At 68.2% G+C, this 14994-nt stretch carries 16 protein-coding genes; 5 read left to right on the forward strand and 11 right to left on the reverse strand.

From position 1 onward, the window contains the following. The first annotated feature begins 2 nt into the window (after nt 1-2). Complete coding sequence (nadA, locus tag IB278_RS02495; RefSeq protein ID WP_145745655.1) at nt 3-1127, forward strand: quinolinate synthase NadA; 1125 nt, start codon at nt 3-5, stop codon at nt 1125-1127. A gap of 87 nt (nt 1128-1214) precedes the next feature. On the opposite strand, the gene IB278_RS02500 is transcribed toward nadA, so the two are convergent. From IB278_RS02500 to IB278_RS02530, 7 genes are all read right to left on the reverse strand, one after another. Then, the gene (locus tag IB278_RS02500; RefSeq protein ID WP_145745654.1) at nt 1215-1577 is read right to left on the reverse strand and encodes a 6-carboxytetrahydropterin synthase; all 363 of its coding nucleotides are present in this window, start codon (nt 1575-1577) and stop codon (nt 1215-1217) included. Between the two features lie 17 nt (nt 1578-1594). After that, nucleotides 1595-2233: a 7-carboxy-7-deazaguanine synthase gene (gene queE / locus IB278_RS02505; protein ID WP_192322527.1), complete on the reverse strand. Its 639-nt coding sequence runs from the start codon at nt 2231-2233 to the stop codon at nt 1595-1597. Continuing rightward, nucleotides 2230-3069, reverse strand: a complete 840-nt coding sequence (gene panC / locus IB278_RS02510) for a pantoate--beta-alanine ligase (protein WP_192322528.1) — start codon at nt 3067-3069, stop codon at nt 2230-2232. The genes queE and panC overlap by 4 nt, the downstream gene beginning before the upstream one ends. A gap of 16 nt (nt 3070-3085) precedes the next feature. Further along, entirely contained in the window at nt 3086-3979 is an 894-nt protein-coding gene (panB, locus tag IB278_RS02515; protein WP_145745651.1) for a 3-methyl-2-oxobutanoate hydroxymethyltransferase, read from the reverse strand. 70 nt (nt 3980-4049) lie between these two features. Then, nucleotides 4050-5621 carry an L-aspartate oxidase gene (gene nadB / locus IB278_RS02520; protein ID WP_192322529.1) on the reverse strand — a complete coding sequence of 524 codons (1572 nt, stop codon included), beginning with the start codon at nt 5619-5621 and terminating at the stop codon, nt 4050-4052. A 28-nt stretch (nt 5622-5649) separates the two neighbouring features. Further along, nucleotides 5650-6486 (reverse strand): segregation and condensation protein A, encoded by an 837-nt coding sequence (locus IB278_RS02525; protein WP_015866865.1) that lies wholly within the window; start codon nt 6484-6486, stop codon nt 5650-5652. Nucleotides 6487-6541: 55 nt separating this feature from the next. Continuing rightward, nucleotides 6542-6748, reverse strand: coding sequence for a DUF3460 family protein (locus IB278_RS02530; protein WP_015866864.1), 207 nt, complete (start codon nt 6746-6748; stop codon nt 6542-6544). A gap of 69 nt (nt 6749-6817) precedes the next feature. Between IB278_RS02530 and IB278_RS02535 the strand changes: the two genes are divergently transcribed. Further along, a complete protein-coding gene (locus IB278_RS02535; protein WP_192322645.1) occupies nt 6818-7291 on the forward strand; it encodes an outer membrane protein assembly factor BamE in 474 nt (157 codons plus the stop codon). Here IB278_RS02535 and IB278_RS02540 read toward each other — a convergent pair. The 4 genes from IB278_RS02540 to metG form a co-directional block, all read right to left on the reverse strand. Further along, a complete protein-coding gene (locus tag IB278_RS02540) occupies nt 7288-8964 on the reverse strand; it encodes a SulP family inorganic anion transporter (protein ID WP_192322530.1) in 1677 nt (558 codons plus the stop codon). The genes IB278_RS02535 and IB278_RS02540 overlap by 4 nt on opposite strands. A 72-nt stretch (nt 8965-9036) precedes the next feature. Continuing rightward, nucleotides 9037-9261 carry a hypothetical protein gene (locus IB278_RS02545; RefSeq protein WP_145745648.1) on the reverse strand — a complete coding sequence of 75 codons (225 nt, stop codon included), beginning with the start codon at nt 9259-9261 and terminating at the stop codon, nt 9037-9039. A 34-nt stretch (nt 9262-9295) separates the two neighbouring features. Further along, nucleotides 9296-10051, reverse strand: a complete 756-nt coding sequence (locus IB278_RS02550) for an enoyl-CoA hydratase/isomerase family protein (protein WP_145745647.1) — start codon at nt 10049-10051, stop codon at nt 9296-9298. Between the two features lie 43 nt (nt 10052-10094). Continuing rightward, entirely contained in the window at nt 10095-12185 is a 2091-nt protein-coding gene (metG, locus tag IB278_RS02555; RefSeq protein ID WP_145745645.1) for a methionine--tRNA ligase, read from the reverse strand. Between the two features lie 259 nt (nt 12186-12444). Here metG and IB278_RS02560 point away from each other — a divergent pair, with 259 nt between their 5' ends. From IB278_RS02560 to IB278_RS02570, 3 genes are read left to right on the forward strand one after another with little or no spacing between them, the layout of a single operon-like run. Beyond that, nucleotides 12445-13476, forward strand: coding sequence for an isocitrate/isopropylmalate dehydrogenase family protein (locus IB278_RS02560; RefSeq protein WP_192322531.1), 1032 nt, complete (start codon nt 12445-12447; stop codon nt 13474-13476). Nucleotides 13477-13504: 28 nt separating this feature from the next. Then, on the forward strand, nt 13505-14221 hold the full coding sequence (locus IB278_RS02565) for a phosphodiester glycosidase family protein (protein ID WP_145745641.1): 717 nt from the start codon (nt 13505-13507) through the stop codon (nt 14219-14221). A gap of 47 nt (nt 14222-14268) precedes the next feature. Further along, nucleotides 14269-14952: a YceH family protein gene (locus tag IB278_RS02570; RefSeq protein ID WP_145745639.1), complete on the forward strand. Its 684-nt coding sequence runs from the start codon at nt 14269-14271 to the stop codon at nt 14950-14952. The last annotated feature ends 42 nt before the right edge of the window (nt 14953-14994 follow it).

Here is a 14994-nt window from a genome sequence, read left to right on the forward strand (position 1 = left end):
CCATGGCTGCTCCTTCCTTCGTCATCGACGTCGACTACGAACAACCCGCGGCCGGGGCCGGCGCGGCCTGCGACACGCGCCACGCCTGGGCCCGCGTGCCGCCCGAGCCCTCGCCCGGCGAACGCAGCGCGCTCAAGGAACGCATCCGCCGCCTGCTGCGCGAACGCAATGCCGTGATGGTGTCGCACTTCTACGTGCACCCCGACCTGCAGGACCTGGCCGAGGAAACCGGCGGCATCGTGAGCGATTCGCTCGAGATGGCGCGCTTCGGCCGCGACCATGCGGCGCAGACGCTGGTGGTGTCGGGCGTGCGCTTCATGGGCGAGACCGCCAAGATCCTCTCGCCCGAGAAGCGCGTGCTCATGCCCGATCTGGACGCCAACTGCTCGCTCGACCTGGGCTGTCCGGTCGACGAATTCAGCGCCTTCTGCGACCGGCACCCGGACCGCACCGTGGTGGTCTACGCCAACACCAGCGCGGCCGTGAAGGCGCGCGCCGACTGGCTCGTCACCTCGAGCTGCGCGCTCGACGTGGTGAGCGCGCTGCATGCGCAGGGCCGCAAGATCCTCTGGGGCCCCGACCGCCACCTGGGCGACTACATCCAGCGCCAGACCGGCGCCGACATGGTGAGCTGGAACGGCGCCTGCATCGTGCACGACGAATTCAAGGCGCTGGAGCTCGAGTTGCTCAAGAAGGCGCACCCGGCCGCGAAGGTGCTGGTGCATCCCGAATCGCCGGCCGACGTGATCGCGCTGGCCGATGCGGTGGGTTCCACCTCGGCCATCCTGAACGCGGCGCAGCGCCTGGACGCGAGCGAATTCATCGTCGCCACCGACACCGGCATGCTGCACAAGCTGCGTACGCTGAACCCCGGCAAGACCTTCATCGAGGCGCCCACGGCCGGCAACGGTGGCACTTGCAAGAGTTGCGCGCATTGCCCGTGGATGGCGATGAATGGGTTGGTGGAGCTGGCGAATGCGCTGGAGACGGGTGCGGGCGAGATCCACGTCGATCCGGCGCTGGGGCTGCGCGCGCGCGTGCCGATCGATCGGATGCTGGCGTTCACGGCGGGGCTGAAGAATGGACAGGCGCCCGGCAGCCTGGTTGCGGGCATCGGCGCGGCCTGATTGCGTATATGGGGGCGGGCAGTGCGCTCGATGGAGGCGCCGCTTGCCCCCACCCCGACCCTCCCCCGGAAGGGGAGGGAGTAAAACCTAGAACTCCAGCGTACAGCTGTCCCCCAGCGCCTCGCGCCACACGCGCACCCGCGCGAGCGAGGGACGGAATTCGGGCAGCGCGTCCGCAATGAACAGGCACAGGTTTTCGAGCGTCGGCGGATGCAGTCCCGCCACGTCGTCGAGCAGGTGATGGTCGAGCTGCTCGCGCACGTCGTCGAGCCGGCGGCGCAGCAATCCGAGGTCGACGACCATGCCCGTGACGGGGTCGCGCTGGCCCGCAAGCCAGACTTCGGCATGGTAGGTATGGCCGTGGATACGGCGGCTGCCTTCGGCTTCGATCTCGCGCTTGAGCGTGTGCGCGGCGTCGAAGAAAAAGCGTTGGCTGATGGTGAATCGCATCTGAAGAAATTCCGCGCTCAGCGGATGCCGGTGATCTTGTGGGTCTGCACGCTCAGGCGCCACGCCGGATGGCGCATGCATTCGGTAATGCACAGCTCGGTGTTGGCCGCGCGGTCGGGCCCGTCCATCGGCTGCAGGAAGCGGTGCGTGAACTCGCCGGTGCATGCCATGGTGTCGAGATCGAACCCGGTCTGCGGCCACACCAGCTTGAGTTCCTGTCCGCGCTGCTGCACCCAGGGCGCGCCGGCCTTGGGGCTGATGCAGAGCCAGTCGATGCCCTCGGGTGCGGCGACCGTGCCGTTGCTCTCCACCGCGATGCGAAAGCGCCGCGCGTGCAGCGCGTCGACCAGCGCGGCGTCCACCTGCAGCAGCGGCTCGCCGCCGGTCAGCACGACCAACCGATGCTTGGCGTCGTCGGCCGGCCATTGCGCGGCGACGGTGTCGGCCAGCAGCTCGGCATCCTTGAACTTGCCGCCCAGCGTGCCGTCGGTGCCGACGAAGTCGGTGTCGCAGAAACGGCAGACGGCCGTGGCGCGGTCTTCCTCGCGGCCGGTCCAGAGGTTGCAGCCCGCGAAGCGGCAGAACACGGCCGGCATGCCGGCCTGGCCGCCTTCGCCCTGCAGGGTGTAGAAGATTTCCTTGACGCTGTAGGTCATGACGGTATTGCGTCGATTTCGAGGTTGTCGATCAGCCGCGTGCCGCCCAGCCGCGCCGCGGCCAGCGCCACCAGCGGCTCGCCGGCCGAGGGCGCCTGCAGATCGGAACGGCGCCGCAGCACAAGATAGTCCGGTTGCCAGCCGCGCTGCGCCAGTGCCTGCATTGCCCGCGCTTCGATCGCGGCCAAATCGCGTTCGCCGGCTTGCACGGCTTCGGCCATGGCCTTCAGCGCCTTCGAGAGCTGCACGGCTTCCGCGCGCTCGGCCTCGCTCAGGTAGCCGTTGCGCGACGACAGCGCGAGTCCGTCGTCGGCGCGGAAGGTCTCGCTGCCCACGATCTCGATCGGCAGCGCGAACTGCCGCACCATGTGGCGGATCATCATGAGCTGCTGGTAGTCCTTCTTGCCGAACACCGCCACGCGCGGCTGCACGCACTGGAAGAGCTTGAGCACCACCGTGCACACGCCGACGAAGAAGCCCGGGCGGAAGTGGCCTTCGAGGATGTCGGCCAGCGCCGGGTCCGGGTGCACCTTGCAGGTTTGCGGCTCGGGGTAGAGCGCCTTTTCGTCGGGCGCAAAGAGCACGTCGCAGCCGGCCGTGCGCAGCTTCTCGCAGTCGCTGTCCCAGGTGCGCGGGTAGGTGTCGAAATCCTCGTGCGGCAGGAACTGCAGGCGGTTCACGAAGATGCTCGCCACGGTGACGTCGCCCAGCGGCCTGGCCTGCTGCACGAGGGCCAGGTGGCCGTCGTGCAGGTTGCCCATGGTGGGGACGAAGGCAGGGCGCTTGAAGGCCGCCAGATGGTTGCGCAGTTCGGCGATGGTGTGTGCGATGTACATGGTCTCGGTTCCTTCCTTACCAGGCGTGGAGTTGGTCGTCGGGGAAGCTGCCGTCCTTGACGGCCTGCACGTAGGCTTTGAGGGCGGGCAGCACGCCCGGCGCGTCGGCCATGAAGTTGCGCACGAACTTCGGCATCTTTCCGAGGTTGATGCCCAGCATGTCGTGCAACACCAGCACTTGCCCGGCGGTGCCCTTGCCCGCGCCGATGCCGATGGTGGCGCAGTGCTTCAGCTCATTCGTGAGCTCGGCGGCCAGCGCGGCCGGCACCATCTCGAGCACCAGCATCGTCGCGCCCGCGTCCTGCAGCGCATGGGCCTGCTGCTTGAGGAGCGCGCCGGCATCGCCCTTGCCCTGCACGCGGTAGCCGCCGAGCGCATGCACGGTCTGCGGCGTCAGGCCCAGGTGCGCGCACACCGGAATGCCGCGCTCGACCAGGAAGCGCACCGTCTCGGTGGTCCAGCCGCCGCCTTCGAGCTTGACCATGTGGGCGCCGACTTGCATCAGCACCGTGGCGCTGCGCAAGGCCTGCTCGCGCGATTCCTGGTAGCTGCCGAAGGGCAGGTCGGCAATCAGCCAGGCCGTGCCCTGCACGCGGCGCAGGCCGCGCGAGACGCTGTCGGTGTGGTAGCGCATGGTGTCCAGCGTCACGCCCACGGTGCTCGCCAGGCCCTGGCAGACCATGCCGAGCGAATCGCCGACCAAAAGGCAGTCGATGCCGGCCGCGTCGGCCATGGCCGCAAAGGTGGCGTCGTAGGCGGTGAGCATGGTGATCTTCTCGCCGCGCGCATGCATGTCGGCCAGGCGCGGCAGGCTCACGGGCTTGCGCGAGGCGGGCGTCGAAGCGGGCGGCAGCGTGCCGTAGGGCGAGGCTGGTGTGGTCTCTGGCTGTGGGGTGGTGGTGTTCGACATGGTTGGGTTTCTCCCTGCGGGCGTCGGTGGCCGGGCATCCTTGAGTGAAGAAAAGACGAAACGGGGTGGGTCAGTCGGCCGGCGGCACCAGCACCGTGGGCGCGGTGGGCTCGGCGAGCGAGGGGTAGTCACGGCTGAAATGCAGGCCGCGGCTCTCGTGGCGGGCCTGCGCGCAGCGCACGATCAGCTCGGCCACTTGCACCAGGTTGCGCAGTTCGAGCAGGTCGCGCGTGACGTGGAAGTTCGCATAGAACTCCTGGATTTCGGCTTGCAGCAGCGCGATGCGGTGGCTCGCGCGCTCCAGGCGCTTGTTGGTGCGCACGATGCCGACGTAGTCCCACATGAAGCGGCGCAGTTCGTCCCAGTTGTGCGAGATGACCACGGCCTCGTCGGCATCGGTGACGCGGCTTTCGTCCCAGGCCGGCAGCTCGATGCGCTCGCGCGCCGGTGCCGCGGCAATGGCGCCGGCCGCGGCGCGCGCGAACACCATGCACTCGACCAGCGAATTGCTCGCGAGGCGGTTGGCGCCATGCAGGCCGGTGCAGGCGGTCTCGCCGATGGCATAGAGGCCGGGCAGGTCGGTGCGCCCGGCGAGGTCGCTCAGCACGCCGCCGCAGGTGTAGTGCGCGGCCGGCACCACGGGAATGGGCTCGCGCGTGATGTCGATGCCCAGCTCCAGGCAGCGCGCAAGGATGTTGGGGAAGTGTTCCTGGAGAAACGCCGCCGGCTGGTGCGAGATGTCCAGGTGCACGCAGTCCAGGCCGTGCTTCTTCATCTCGAAGTCGATGGCGCGCGCCACCACGTCGCGCGGCGCGAGTTCGGCACGCTCGTCGTGCTGGGGCATGAAGCGCGTTCCATCGGGCAACTTGAGCAGCCCGCCTTCGCCGCGCACCGCCTCGCTGATCAGGAAGGACTTGGCGTGCGGGTGGTAGAGGCAGGTCGGGTGGAACTGGATGAACTCCATGTTCGACACCCGGCAGCCCGCGCGCCAGGCCGCGGCAATGCCGTCGCCGGTGGCGGTGTCGGGGTTGGTGGTGTAGAGGTACACCTTGCCCGCGCCGCCGGTCGCCAGGATGGTGTGCGGCGCGCGGAAGGCCAGCACTTCATCGGTTTGGCTGTCGAGCGCATAGAGGCCCACGCAGGCGGGGTTCTTCAGGCCCAGCTTGGTGCCGGTGACTAGGTCGACCAGCGTGTGGTGCTCGAAGAGCGAGATGTTGGGCGTGCGGCGCACCTGCTCGATCAGCGTGCGCTGCACGGCCGCGCCGGTGGCGTCGGTCACGTGCACGATGCGGCGCTGGCTGTGACCGCCTTCGCGCGTCAGGTGCAGGCCGCCGCCTTCCTCCGAGAACGGCACGCCGAGTTCGCGCAGCCAGGCGATGGCCTGCGGCGCGCCCTCGACGACCAGGCGCGTGGCCTCGGGGTCGCAGAGGCCGGCACCGGCAATCAGCGTGTCTTCGACATGGGCGTCGAAGCTGTCGCCCGCGGCCAGCACCGCGGCAATGCCGCCCTGCGCCCAGGCGCTGGAGCCGTCGTTGAGCGCGCGCTTGGTCAGCACGGCCACGCGGTGCGTGGGCGCCAGGTGCAGCGCGGCGGAGAGGCCTGCAAGGCCGCTGCCGACGATGAGGACGTCGAAGTCGTGCACGGCGGAATTCTCGGAGTGGGGGATGGGTTCAGGCCGGCGAGTAAGCGAGGCGAACGTAGATCGGCGCGAAGGCTTCCGCCTGCGTGATGTCGATCAGCGTTTCCTTCGCGAGCTCGAGCATCGCGATGAAGGTGACGATCAGCACCGGCGCGCCGCGCGACACGTCGAACAGCTTCTCGAACTCGACGAAGCGCTGCCCCTGCAGGTGGCGCAGCACGATGCTCATGTGCTCGCGCACGTTGAGCTCCTCGCGCGAGATCTTGTGGTGCTGCACGAGCTTGGCGCGCTTCATGATGTCGGCCCAGGCGTCGCGCAGCTCGATCACGTTCACATCGGGAAAGCGCGGCTTGAGCGACTGCTCGATGTAGACCTGCCCCTTCCAGAAGTCGCGCCCGTAGGTCGGCAGCGCGCTGATGGCGGCGGCCTGCAGCTTGGTCTGCTCGTACTCGAGCAGGCGGCGCACGAGTTCGGCGCGCGGGTCTTCGGCCTCTTCGCCGTCGGCCACCTTCTTGGGCGGCAGCAGCATGCGCGACTTGATCTCGATCAGCATCGCGGCCATCAGCAGGTATTCGGCCGCGAGCTCGAGGTTGGTCTGGCGGATCTCGTCGACGTAGCTCAGGTACTGCCGCGTGAGCCCCGCCATCGGGATGTCGAGGATGTTGAAGTTCTGCTTCCTGATCAGGTAGAGCAGCAAATCGAGCGGGCCTTCGAAGGCCTCGAGAAAGACCTGCAGCGCCTCCGGCGGGATGTACAGGTCCTTCGGCATCGCGAACAACGGCTCGCCATAGAGCCTGGCGAGCGCGACCTGGTCGACCACTTCGGGCATGCTGGCCACGAGCGTGTCGCTGTCCTCGTTGTCCTTCATCGGGTGCTTGCTATCATTTCAATAGCTGCGCACGATGGATGCCGGCTGGGCACCATTACTTGGCTTGGGTCTGGTAGACGTAGGGCTGCTGCGGCACGCGGGCTTCGCTGTACTCCTCGAGCAGGCTGCGGTCGAGGTGCTTGTCCCAGAGCAGGGCGCGGCCGGCACGCTGTTCGGCTTCCAGCGTCGGCTTCTTGGCTTTCATCTCCTCGATGAAGTTGGTGATCTCGGAGGTGTAGTGGGGGCGGCGGAAGATGGACATAGACTGGACCTTTGTGGTGCGAATTTTACCGGGGATGGAATGAAGCAGCGAAAACAGTGGCGGATCGGCATGGCGGCGGCACTGCTGGCGGGTGTGATGGGGCTTGCGGGCTGCGACAACCAGCGCATCGCAGAACTGGAGGAAGGCGTCTCCACCGAAGCCGACGTGCGCGCCCGGTTCGGCCAGCCCGAGAACATCTGGGACGCGCCCAGCGGCCGCGTGTTCGAGTACAACCGCCAGCCGCAGGGCCAGAAGAACTACATGATCACCATCGGCGCCGACGGCAAGATGAGTGCGCTGCGCCAGGTGCTCACGCCCGAGAATTTCGCCAAGGTGCAGCCGGGCATGATGATGGAAGACCTGCGCAAGATGCTCGGCAAGCCCGCGAAGATCACGCCCTATGCGCTCAAGCGCGAAACCGAGTGGGAGTGGCGCTGGGTCCAGCCGCCGAATTCGCCCATGGTGTTCACTGCCACCCTCAACGACGACCAGCGCGTGGTGCGCAGCGGCTCTTCGCCCGATCGGAGCACCGAGGCCAACTAGCCTTCCGCCGCGCGCGGCTGGCCGCTCGTCAGCTCGTCGGCAAACCCCGAGCGCACGATCACCTCGAGCGGCTGCGGCTGCAGCGACTCCACCCGCAGCAGCCCGCCGCGCGCCAGCACCGCGCGGTGCAGCTGGCGCAGCGCATCGACGCCCGTGGCGTCCAGGTAGATGAGGTGCGTGGCGTCGAGCACCACCGTCATGCCGCGCGGCGCGCTTTCGGCGGCGTTGACGGCCTCGTCCAGCTTGGCCGCCGCCCCGAAGAACAGCGCCCCATAGAGCCGGTAGGTAAGCACCGGCGGCTGCATCGTGACCAGTTCGACGCTGAAGAGCTCGCTCATGCGCCGGATGAAGAGCGCGCAGGCCAGCACAAGGCCCACCTGCACCGCCACCGTCAGGTCGAACACCACCGTGAGAAAGAAGGTGCCGAGCATCAGCAGCCGGTAGTGGCGGCTGAAGTGGCGCAGCTGCCCCGGCGTGAACTCGCGCCATTCGCCCATGTTCAGGCCCACGAAGACCAGGATGCCCGCCAGCACCGCGAGCGGCACGTGGCGCGCGAGCGGCGCGGCCAGCAGCACCACCACCATCAGCGTGAGTGCATGCACGATGCCCGCGATCGGCGAACTGGCGCCCGAGCGGATGTTGGTCACCGTGCGCGCGATGGTGCCGGTGGCCGGCATGCCGCCGAAGAAAGGCGCCACCACGTTGGCGATGCCCTGAGCCATCAGCTCCTGGTTCGGGTCGTGGCGCGGCTGGCCGCTGACCTGGTCCGACACGCGCGCGCACAGCAGCGACTCGATGGCGCCCAGGATCGCGATGGTCAGCGTCGGCGTGACCAGCTGCTTGACCGTCTCCCACGAAAAGTCGGGCAGCGCAAAGGCCGGCAGGCCTTCGGGAATGCCGCCGAAGCGCGTGCCGATGGTTTCCACCGGCAGGTTGAAGCCCCACGACACCAGCGTGAGCGTGACCAGCGCGACGATCGGCCCCGGCATGCGCGCACCCGCCTGAACCGCGCGCGTGCGCGCCATGCGCCCGGCCAGGCGCTGCACCGCATGGCCCACCTTCGATTCGTCGCTCAGCAGCAGCGGCCAGATCGCGAGGCCGGCCAGGCAGGCCAGCCCGAGCGCGAAGGCATAGGGATTGAAGGTGCCGATCTGCAGCGCCATGGCATGCAGCTGCGAGAACACGTCCGCCGGCATCTTGGCGACCGTGAGCCCGAGCAGGTCCTTGAGCTGCGACAGCAGGATGAGCACCGCGATGCCGTTGGTGAACCCGACCACGATCGACAGCGGCACGAAGCGCACCAGCCGCCCGAGCCCGAACAACCCCGCCGCGAACAGCAGCACGCCGGCGCAGGCGGTGGAAATCAGCAGGTTCGCCACGCCATAGCGTTCGACGATGCCGTAGACGATCACGATGAAGGCGCCGGCCGGCCCGCCGATCTGCACCGCCGAGCCGCCCAGCAGCGAGATCAGCAAGCCCGCGATGATTGCCGTCCAGATGCCGGCCTCGGGCTTGAGCCCGGAGGCGATGGCAAAGGCCATGGCCAGCGGCAGCGCCACGATGCCCACCGTGGCGCCTGCCCCCAGGTCCTTGAAGAAGCGCTCCCGGCTGTAGCTCGCCATGGCGTCCAGCAGGCGCGGGCGGAAGCGGGTGATGTTCAGCGGTGACTGCATGTGGCGCCCATTGTGACCCGCGCGCAGCGTGCGCGGGAAGGCTTGTGGACAGCGCGCCGGGGCGCTGACGGCTCAGTCGCTGTCTGGAATCACCGCGTCGGCGGCCGCGCCCACGGCCTTGCCGGTGATGCGCGCGGTGCCGATGGCGGCATCCGCCGCGAGGCCGACCGCGCCGGCGCCCACGCTCACGGCGGTGCCGGCCACGGTGACCACGGCGCAGCCGCCCAGCAGCAGGGCGCCCACGAGGCTGAGCGCGGCGAACACGAAAGGTCGGAAGCGGGAGCGAGGGCTTTGCATGCGCGGATTTTGCACCGTGCGCCCACGGCCGCGCTCAGCGGCCCTTGAAGACCGGCGTGCGCTTCTCGCGCCAGGCGCGGCCGCCCTCGGCCAGGTCTTCGGATGCGACAGTGCGCTGCACCTCGCGCTGGATCGAGGCGGCGTCGGCCGTGCCGCGCGCGATCTGGTTCAGGTGCTTCTTCATGCCCAAAAGCGCAAGTGGCGCCATCCCGGCGAGCGTGGTGCGCAGGCGCAGAACCTCCGCGTCGAGCGCCGCCGCGTCCTCGGCCAGGTGCGTGAGGAATCCGCATTCGCGCATCGCGCTGCCGTCGAGCTTCTCGGCGGTCAGGAAGAGCCGCTTGGCCGTGTCCAGCCCGAGGCGGGAGACATAGCGCTCCATGCCGCTCTGGTAGTAGTGCAGGCCGAGCCGGACGGCCGGCATGAACATCTCGGCGGCCCGCACGCCCACGCGGAAGTCGCAGGCTAGCACCAGGTCGGTGGCGCCGCCGAAGACGCCGCCGTGCACCGCCGCGATGGTGACGGGACGGCAGTTTTCCAGCGCATCGACCATCTCGCCGAAGCTGCGGCCCTCGGTCTGGCTGCTGGCGGCGACCTCTGAAATGTCGTAGCCGCTGCAAAAATACTTGCCCTCCGAGCGCACGACCAGCACCAGCACGTCCGGCGAGCCATTCACCGCCTCCAGGTGGCTGACGATGGCCGGCAGGTCCTCCGGTGTCAGCTTGTTGGCGGCCTGCGGACGGCGCAGGGTGAGGTAGGCGGCGTGGCCGTCGATCTGGAGCGTGGGAAGCATGGGTGTATTGAAATCAGTCCTGGCGGGTCGCCAAGCTTCTGCGTCAGCGCACGCGCATGCCCGGCGTCGCGCCCGGCCAGGGCTCGAGCACGTGGATGCCGGGGTGGGCCTTTTCGTCGCCATGGCTCGCGGCCAGCACCATGCCTTCGCTGATGCCGAACTTCATCTTGCGCGGCGCCAGGTTGGCGACCAGCACCGTGAGCTTGCCCACGAGCTGCTCCGGCTGGTAGGCCGAGGCGATGCCGCTGAACACGTTGCGGGTCTTGCCTTCGCCCGCATCGAGCGTCAGGCGCAGCAGCTTGGTCGAGCCCTCGACCTTCTCGCAGGCGACGATCTTTGCGATGCGCAGGTCGATCTTGGCGAAGTCGTCGATGGTGATGGCGGGCGCAATGGCCTCGCCGCCCGGCAGTGCTTCCTGCGCCACGGCGGCGGCCGGCGCCGGCTCGGGCGCGTCGAACAGCTTGTCGACCACCTTGGCGTCGGCGCGCTGCATCAGGTGCTTGTACTCGCCGATGGCATGGCCCGCGGGCAGCGATTGCGCCGCATCCGCCCAGGCCAGCGGCGAGATCTTCAGGAAGGCCTCGACATTCGCCGCCAGCGCCGGCAGCACCGGCTTCAGGTACAGCGTGAGTAGGCGGAAGGCCTCGATGCACACGGTGCACACGTCGTGCAGCCGCGCCTCCTGGCCTTCCTTCTTGGCCAGCTCCCAGGGCTTGTTCTGGTCGACGTACTCGTTCACCTTGTCGGCCAGCGCCATCACCTCGCGCAGTGCGCGGGCGTAGTCGCGGCCGTCGTAGAGCGAATGCAGCTGCGGCGCCGCATCGCGCAGCGCGAACAGCAGCGCGTCGCCGTCGGCCGACACCTCGCCCAGCTTGCCGCCGAAGCGCTTGCCGATGAAGCCCGCCGCGCGGCTCGCGATGTTGATGTACTTGCCCACGAGGTCGCTGTTGACGCGCGCGACGAAGTCCTCGGGGTTGAAGTCGATGTCCTCGTTGCGGCCGTTGAGCTTGGCCGCGATGTAGTAGCGCAGCCACTCCGGGTCGAGCCCGATCGACAGGTACCTGAGCGGGTCGATGCCGGTGCCGCGGCTCTTGCTCATCTTCTCGCCGCTGACCGTGAGGTGGCCGTGCACGTACACCGCGTCGGGCGCCTTGCGGCCGCTGAAGTGCAGCATCGCGGGCCAGAACAGGGTGTGGAAGGTGATGATGTCCTTGCCGATGAAGTGCACCTGCTCCAGGTCGGGGTCGGCCATGTACTCGGTGTACGAGATGCCGTCGCCGCCGAGCTCGATGCAGCGCTTGTCGAGCAGGTTCTTGAGCGACGCCAGGTAGCCCACGGGCGCATCGAGCCACACGTAGAAGTACTTGCCCGGCGCATCGGGAATCTCGATGCCGAAGTAGGGCGCGTCGCGGCTGATGTCCCAGTCGCCGAGGCCGCCCTTGCCTTCGTCGTCCTTGTAGAGCCACTCGCGGATCTTGTTCTGCACCTCGGACTGCACGTGGCCGGGCGCGGCGGTCCATTCCTTCAGGTAGGCCTCGCAGCGCGGGTCCGAGAGCTTGAAGAAGAAGTGGTCCGAGCTGCGCAGCTCGGGCTTGGCACCCGACAGCGCCGAGTAGGGATTGATCAGCTCGGTGGGCGCGTACACGGCGCCGCACACCTCGCAGTTGTCGCCGTACTGGTCCTTCGAATGGCAGTTGGGGCACTCGCCCTTGATGAAGCGGTCGGCCAGGAACATGCCCTTTTCGGGGTCGTAGAACTGCTCGACGCTCTTGGTTTCGATGAGGCCGTTGGCGCGCAGGTCGCGGTAGATGTCCTGCGCGAGCTGGTGGTTCTCGGGCGCGTCGGTCGAGTGCCAGTTGTCGAACGAGATGTAGTAGCCGTCGAGGTAGGGCTTGCGGCCCGCGGCGATCTCGGCCACGAAGGCCTGCGGCGTCACGCCGGCCTTGTCGGCCGCGATGGTGATGGCCGCGCCGTGCGCGTCGTCGGCGCAGACGAAGTTGACTTCGGCGCCATTCATTCGCTGGTTCCGCACCCAGATGTCGGCCTGGATGTATTCCATCATGTGGCCGATGTGGAACTTGCCGTTGGCATACGGCAGGGCGGTGGTGACGAAGAGCTTGCGCGGGGCGGACATCGGGGAGGGCGCTTTCGGGGAGTGGCGAACGAACTTGCGGGAACCGGGCATTTTAGGTGGCAGCACCGCGGCATGCCGAATGCCGTCGATCCGGGCGCCTGCATCAGCGGTTTTGCCGCGCCGGGCGGACCCAGTGACCCGCAAGGTGCCGGGGTGTCTCCGGCGCGACGTATGCTCCATGCCGCGCATTTCGCGAACGCCCTCTCTGCTGATAGGGCGAAGAGATATACAAGATGGATATACAGAAAGCGAGTTTCCGATGACCACCCCCATTCCCGCAACCCTGATTCCCGGCGATGGCATCGGCCCCGAAATCGTCGACGCCACCCTGGCCGCGCTCGACGCGCTGAAGGCGCCCTTCGAGTGGGACCGCCAGATTGCCGGCCTCGGCGGCGTCCAGGCCTCGGGCGATCCGCTGCCGCAGGCCACGCTGGACAGCATCCGCCGCACCCGCCTCGCCCTCAAGGGCCCGCTGGAGACGCCCTCGGGCGGCGGCTACCGCTCGTCGAACGTGCGGCTGCGCGAGGAATTCCAGCTCTATGCCAACCTGCGCCCCGCGCGCACCATCATTCCGGGCGGCCGCTTCGACAAGATCGACCTGATGGTCGTGCGCGAGAACCTCGAAGGCCTGTACATCGGCCACGAGCACTATGTGCGCATCGACGGCGACCCGCATGCCGTGGGCATGGCCACCGGCATCAACACGCGCCAGGGCTGCCTGCGCCTGCTCGAATACGCCTTCGAGACCGCCGTGGCCACCGGCCGCAAGAAGGTCACGCTGGTGCACAAGGCCAACATCATGAAGGTGCTGACCGGCCTGTTCCTGGAGACGGGCCTGCGGCTCTACGAAGAAAAGTACAAGGGCAAGTTCGAGCTCGACACCATCATCGTCGACGCCTGCGCGATGAAGCTGGTGCTCAATCCGTGGCAGTTCGACATGCTGGTGACGACCAACCTGTTCGGCGACATCCTGTCCGACCTGGTGGCGGGCCTGGTGGGCGGCTTGGGCATGGCGCCCGGCGCCAACATCGGCGCCGATGCGGCGATCTTCGAGGCCGTGCACGGCTCGGCGCCCGACATCGCCGGCAAGGGCATCGCCAATCCCACGGCACTGCTGCTGGCCGCCGCGCTGATGCTCGAGCACGTCAGGCTGCCCGAGCTGGCCGCGCGCCTGCGCAAGGCCATCGACGACACGCTCAACATCGACAAGGTGCGTACTGGCGACCTCGGCGGCAGCGCTGGCACGGCGGCATTCACCAAGGCACTGGTCAGCCGCATTCAAAACGGCTGAAGCAGGTGCGCCGCGGCTGCGGGGTTCGATGAGAAAGCTGCTGCTACTGCTGGCCCTGTGCGTGGCTGGTGCGGCCGGCCTGGCCTCCGCGGCAGCCGCCGAACCGCGCTATACCGTCGTGAAGATCGATCTGCGCCGGGAACGGCTCGAGCTGTTCCTGCGCGACGACACGGGCGCCCCGTTCAAGCGCCTCGACCGCCTCGAAGCCTGGCTCGCCGCGCGCAACCGGCAACTCGTGTTCGCGATGAACGCCGGCATGTACCACGCCGATTTTTCCCCCGTCGGCCTGCTGGTGCAGGAGGGGCAGGAAGTGGCGCCGCTCAACCTGGCGGCCGGCACGGGCAACTTCTTCCTCAAGCCGAACGGCGTGTTCCTGGTGTCGGGCGAGGGGCGGCCGCGCGTGGTCGAGTCGTCGGAGTACCCGGCGCTGTCCAGGGGCGTCCGGCTGGCGACCCAGTCGGGCCCGCTGCTGCTGCGCCGCGGCGTGGTGCATCCCGCCTTCATCCCGAATTCGGATTCGCGCAAGATCCGCAACGGCGTGGGCGTGTCGGGCCACACGGCGATCTTTGTGATCAGCGAGCAGCCGGTGAATTTCTACGAGTTCGCGCGCTATTTCCGCGACGTGCTGCATGTGCGCGACGCGCTCTACCTCGACGGCACCGTCTCCGCGCTGCATTCGCCCGCGCTCGGACGCAGCGACTTCACCAGGGAGCTGGGACCGATACTCGGCGTGGCGGTGCCGTGAACAAGCGGCCTTTGCCGCCATCGTTTTCATTCAGGATTCCTTCCGCAATGACCCAGGCCCTTCCCATTCTTTCGCTCGTCGAAACCCGCGTGCTCGGCGTGCTGGCCGAGAAGCAGCGCACCGTGCCCGACAGCTATCCGCTGACGCTCAATTCGCTGGTGTCCGGCTGCAACCAGAAGACCAGCCGCAACCCGGTGCTCGAACTGAGCGAGGCCCAGGTGCAGGCCGCCATCGACAGCCTCAAGGGCTACAGCCTGGTGGCCGAAACCAGCGGCGGCCGGGCGTTCCGCTACGAGCACAACATCGACCGCGTGCTGCGCATTCCGTCGCAGTCGGTGATCCTGCTCACCGTGCTGATGCTGCGCGGGCCGCAAACGGCGGGCGAACTGCGCATTGCCTGCGACCGCATGCACAACTTCGCCGACATCTCGTCGGTCGAGGGCTTTCTCGACGAACTGGCGGAGCGTCCGGCCGGCGCGCTGGTGGTCAAGCTCGCGCGCCTGCCGGGTGCGCGCGAAAGCCGCTGGGCGCATCTTTTGAGCGGCGCGCCGGCGGAAGAACTGGCCGGGCCGGGCGCATCGGCCGACGGGGCGCATGCATCGCACGATGCGTCGCTCGGCGAGGTGGCCGCCCTCAAGGCCAACGTGGCGCGGCTCGAGGCCGAACTCGCATCGCTGAAGGCGCTGGTGGGACGGGTGTGCTCGGAGCTCGGGATTTCCGAAGCGGGTTAGCGCCTCGAGGTGTGTTCCCGCCGAGAGCTGCAGTGCACGCTG

The sequence above is a fragment of the Variovorax sp. VRV01 genome (assembly GCF_014852545.1).
Taxonomy (GTDB): domain Bacteria; phylum Pseudomonadota; class Gammaproteobacteria; order Burkholderiales; family Burkholderiaceae_C; genus Variovorax; species Variovorax beijingensis_A.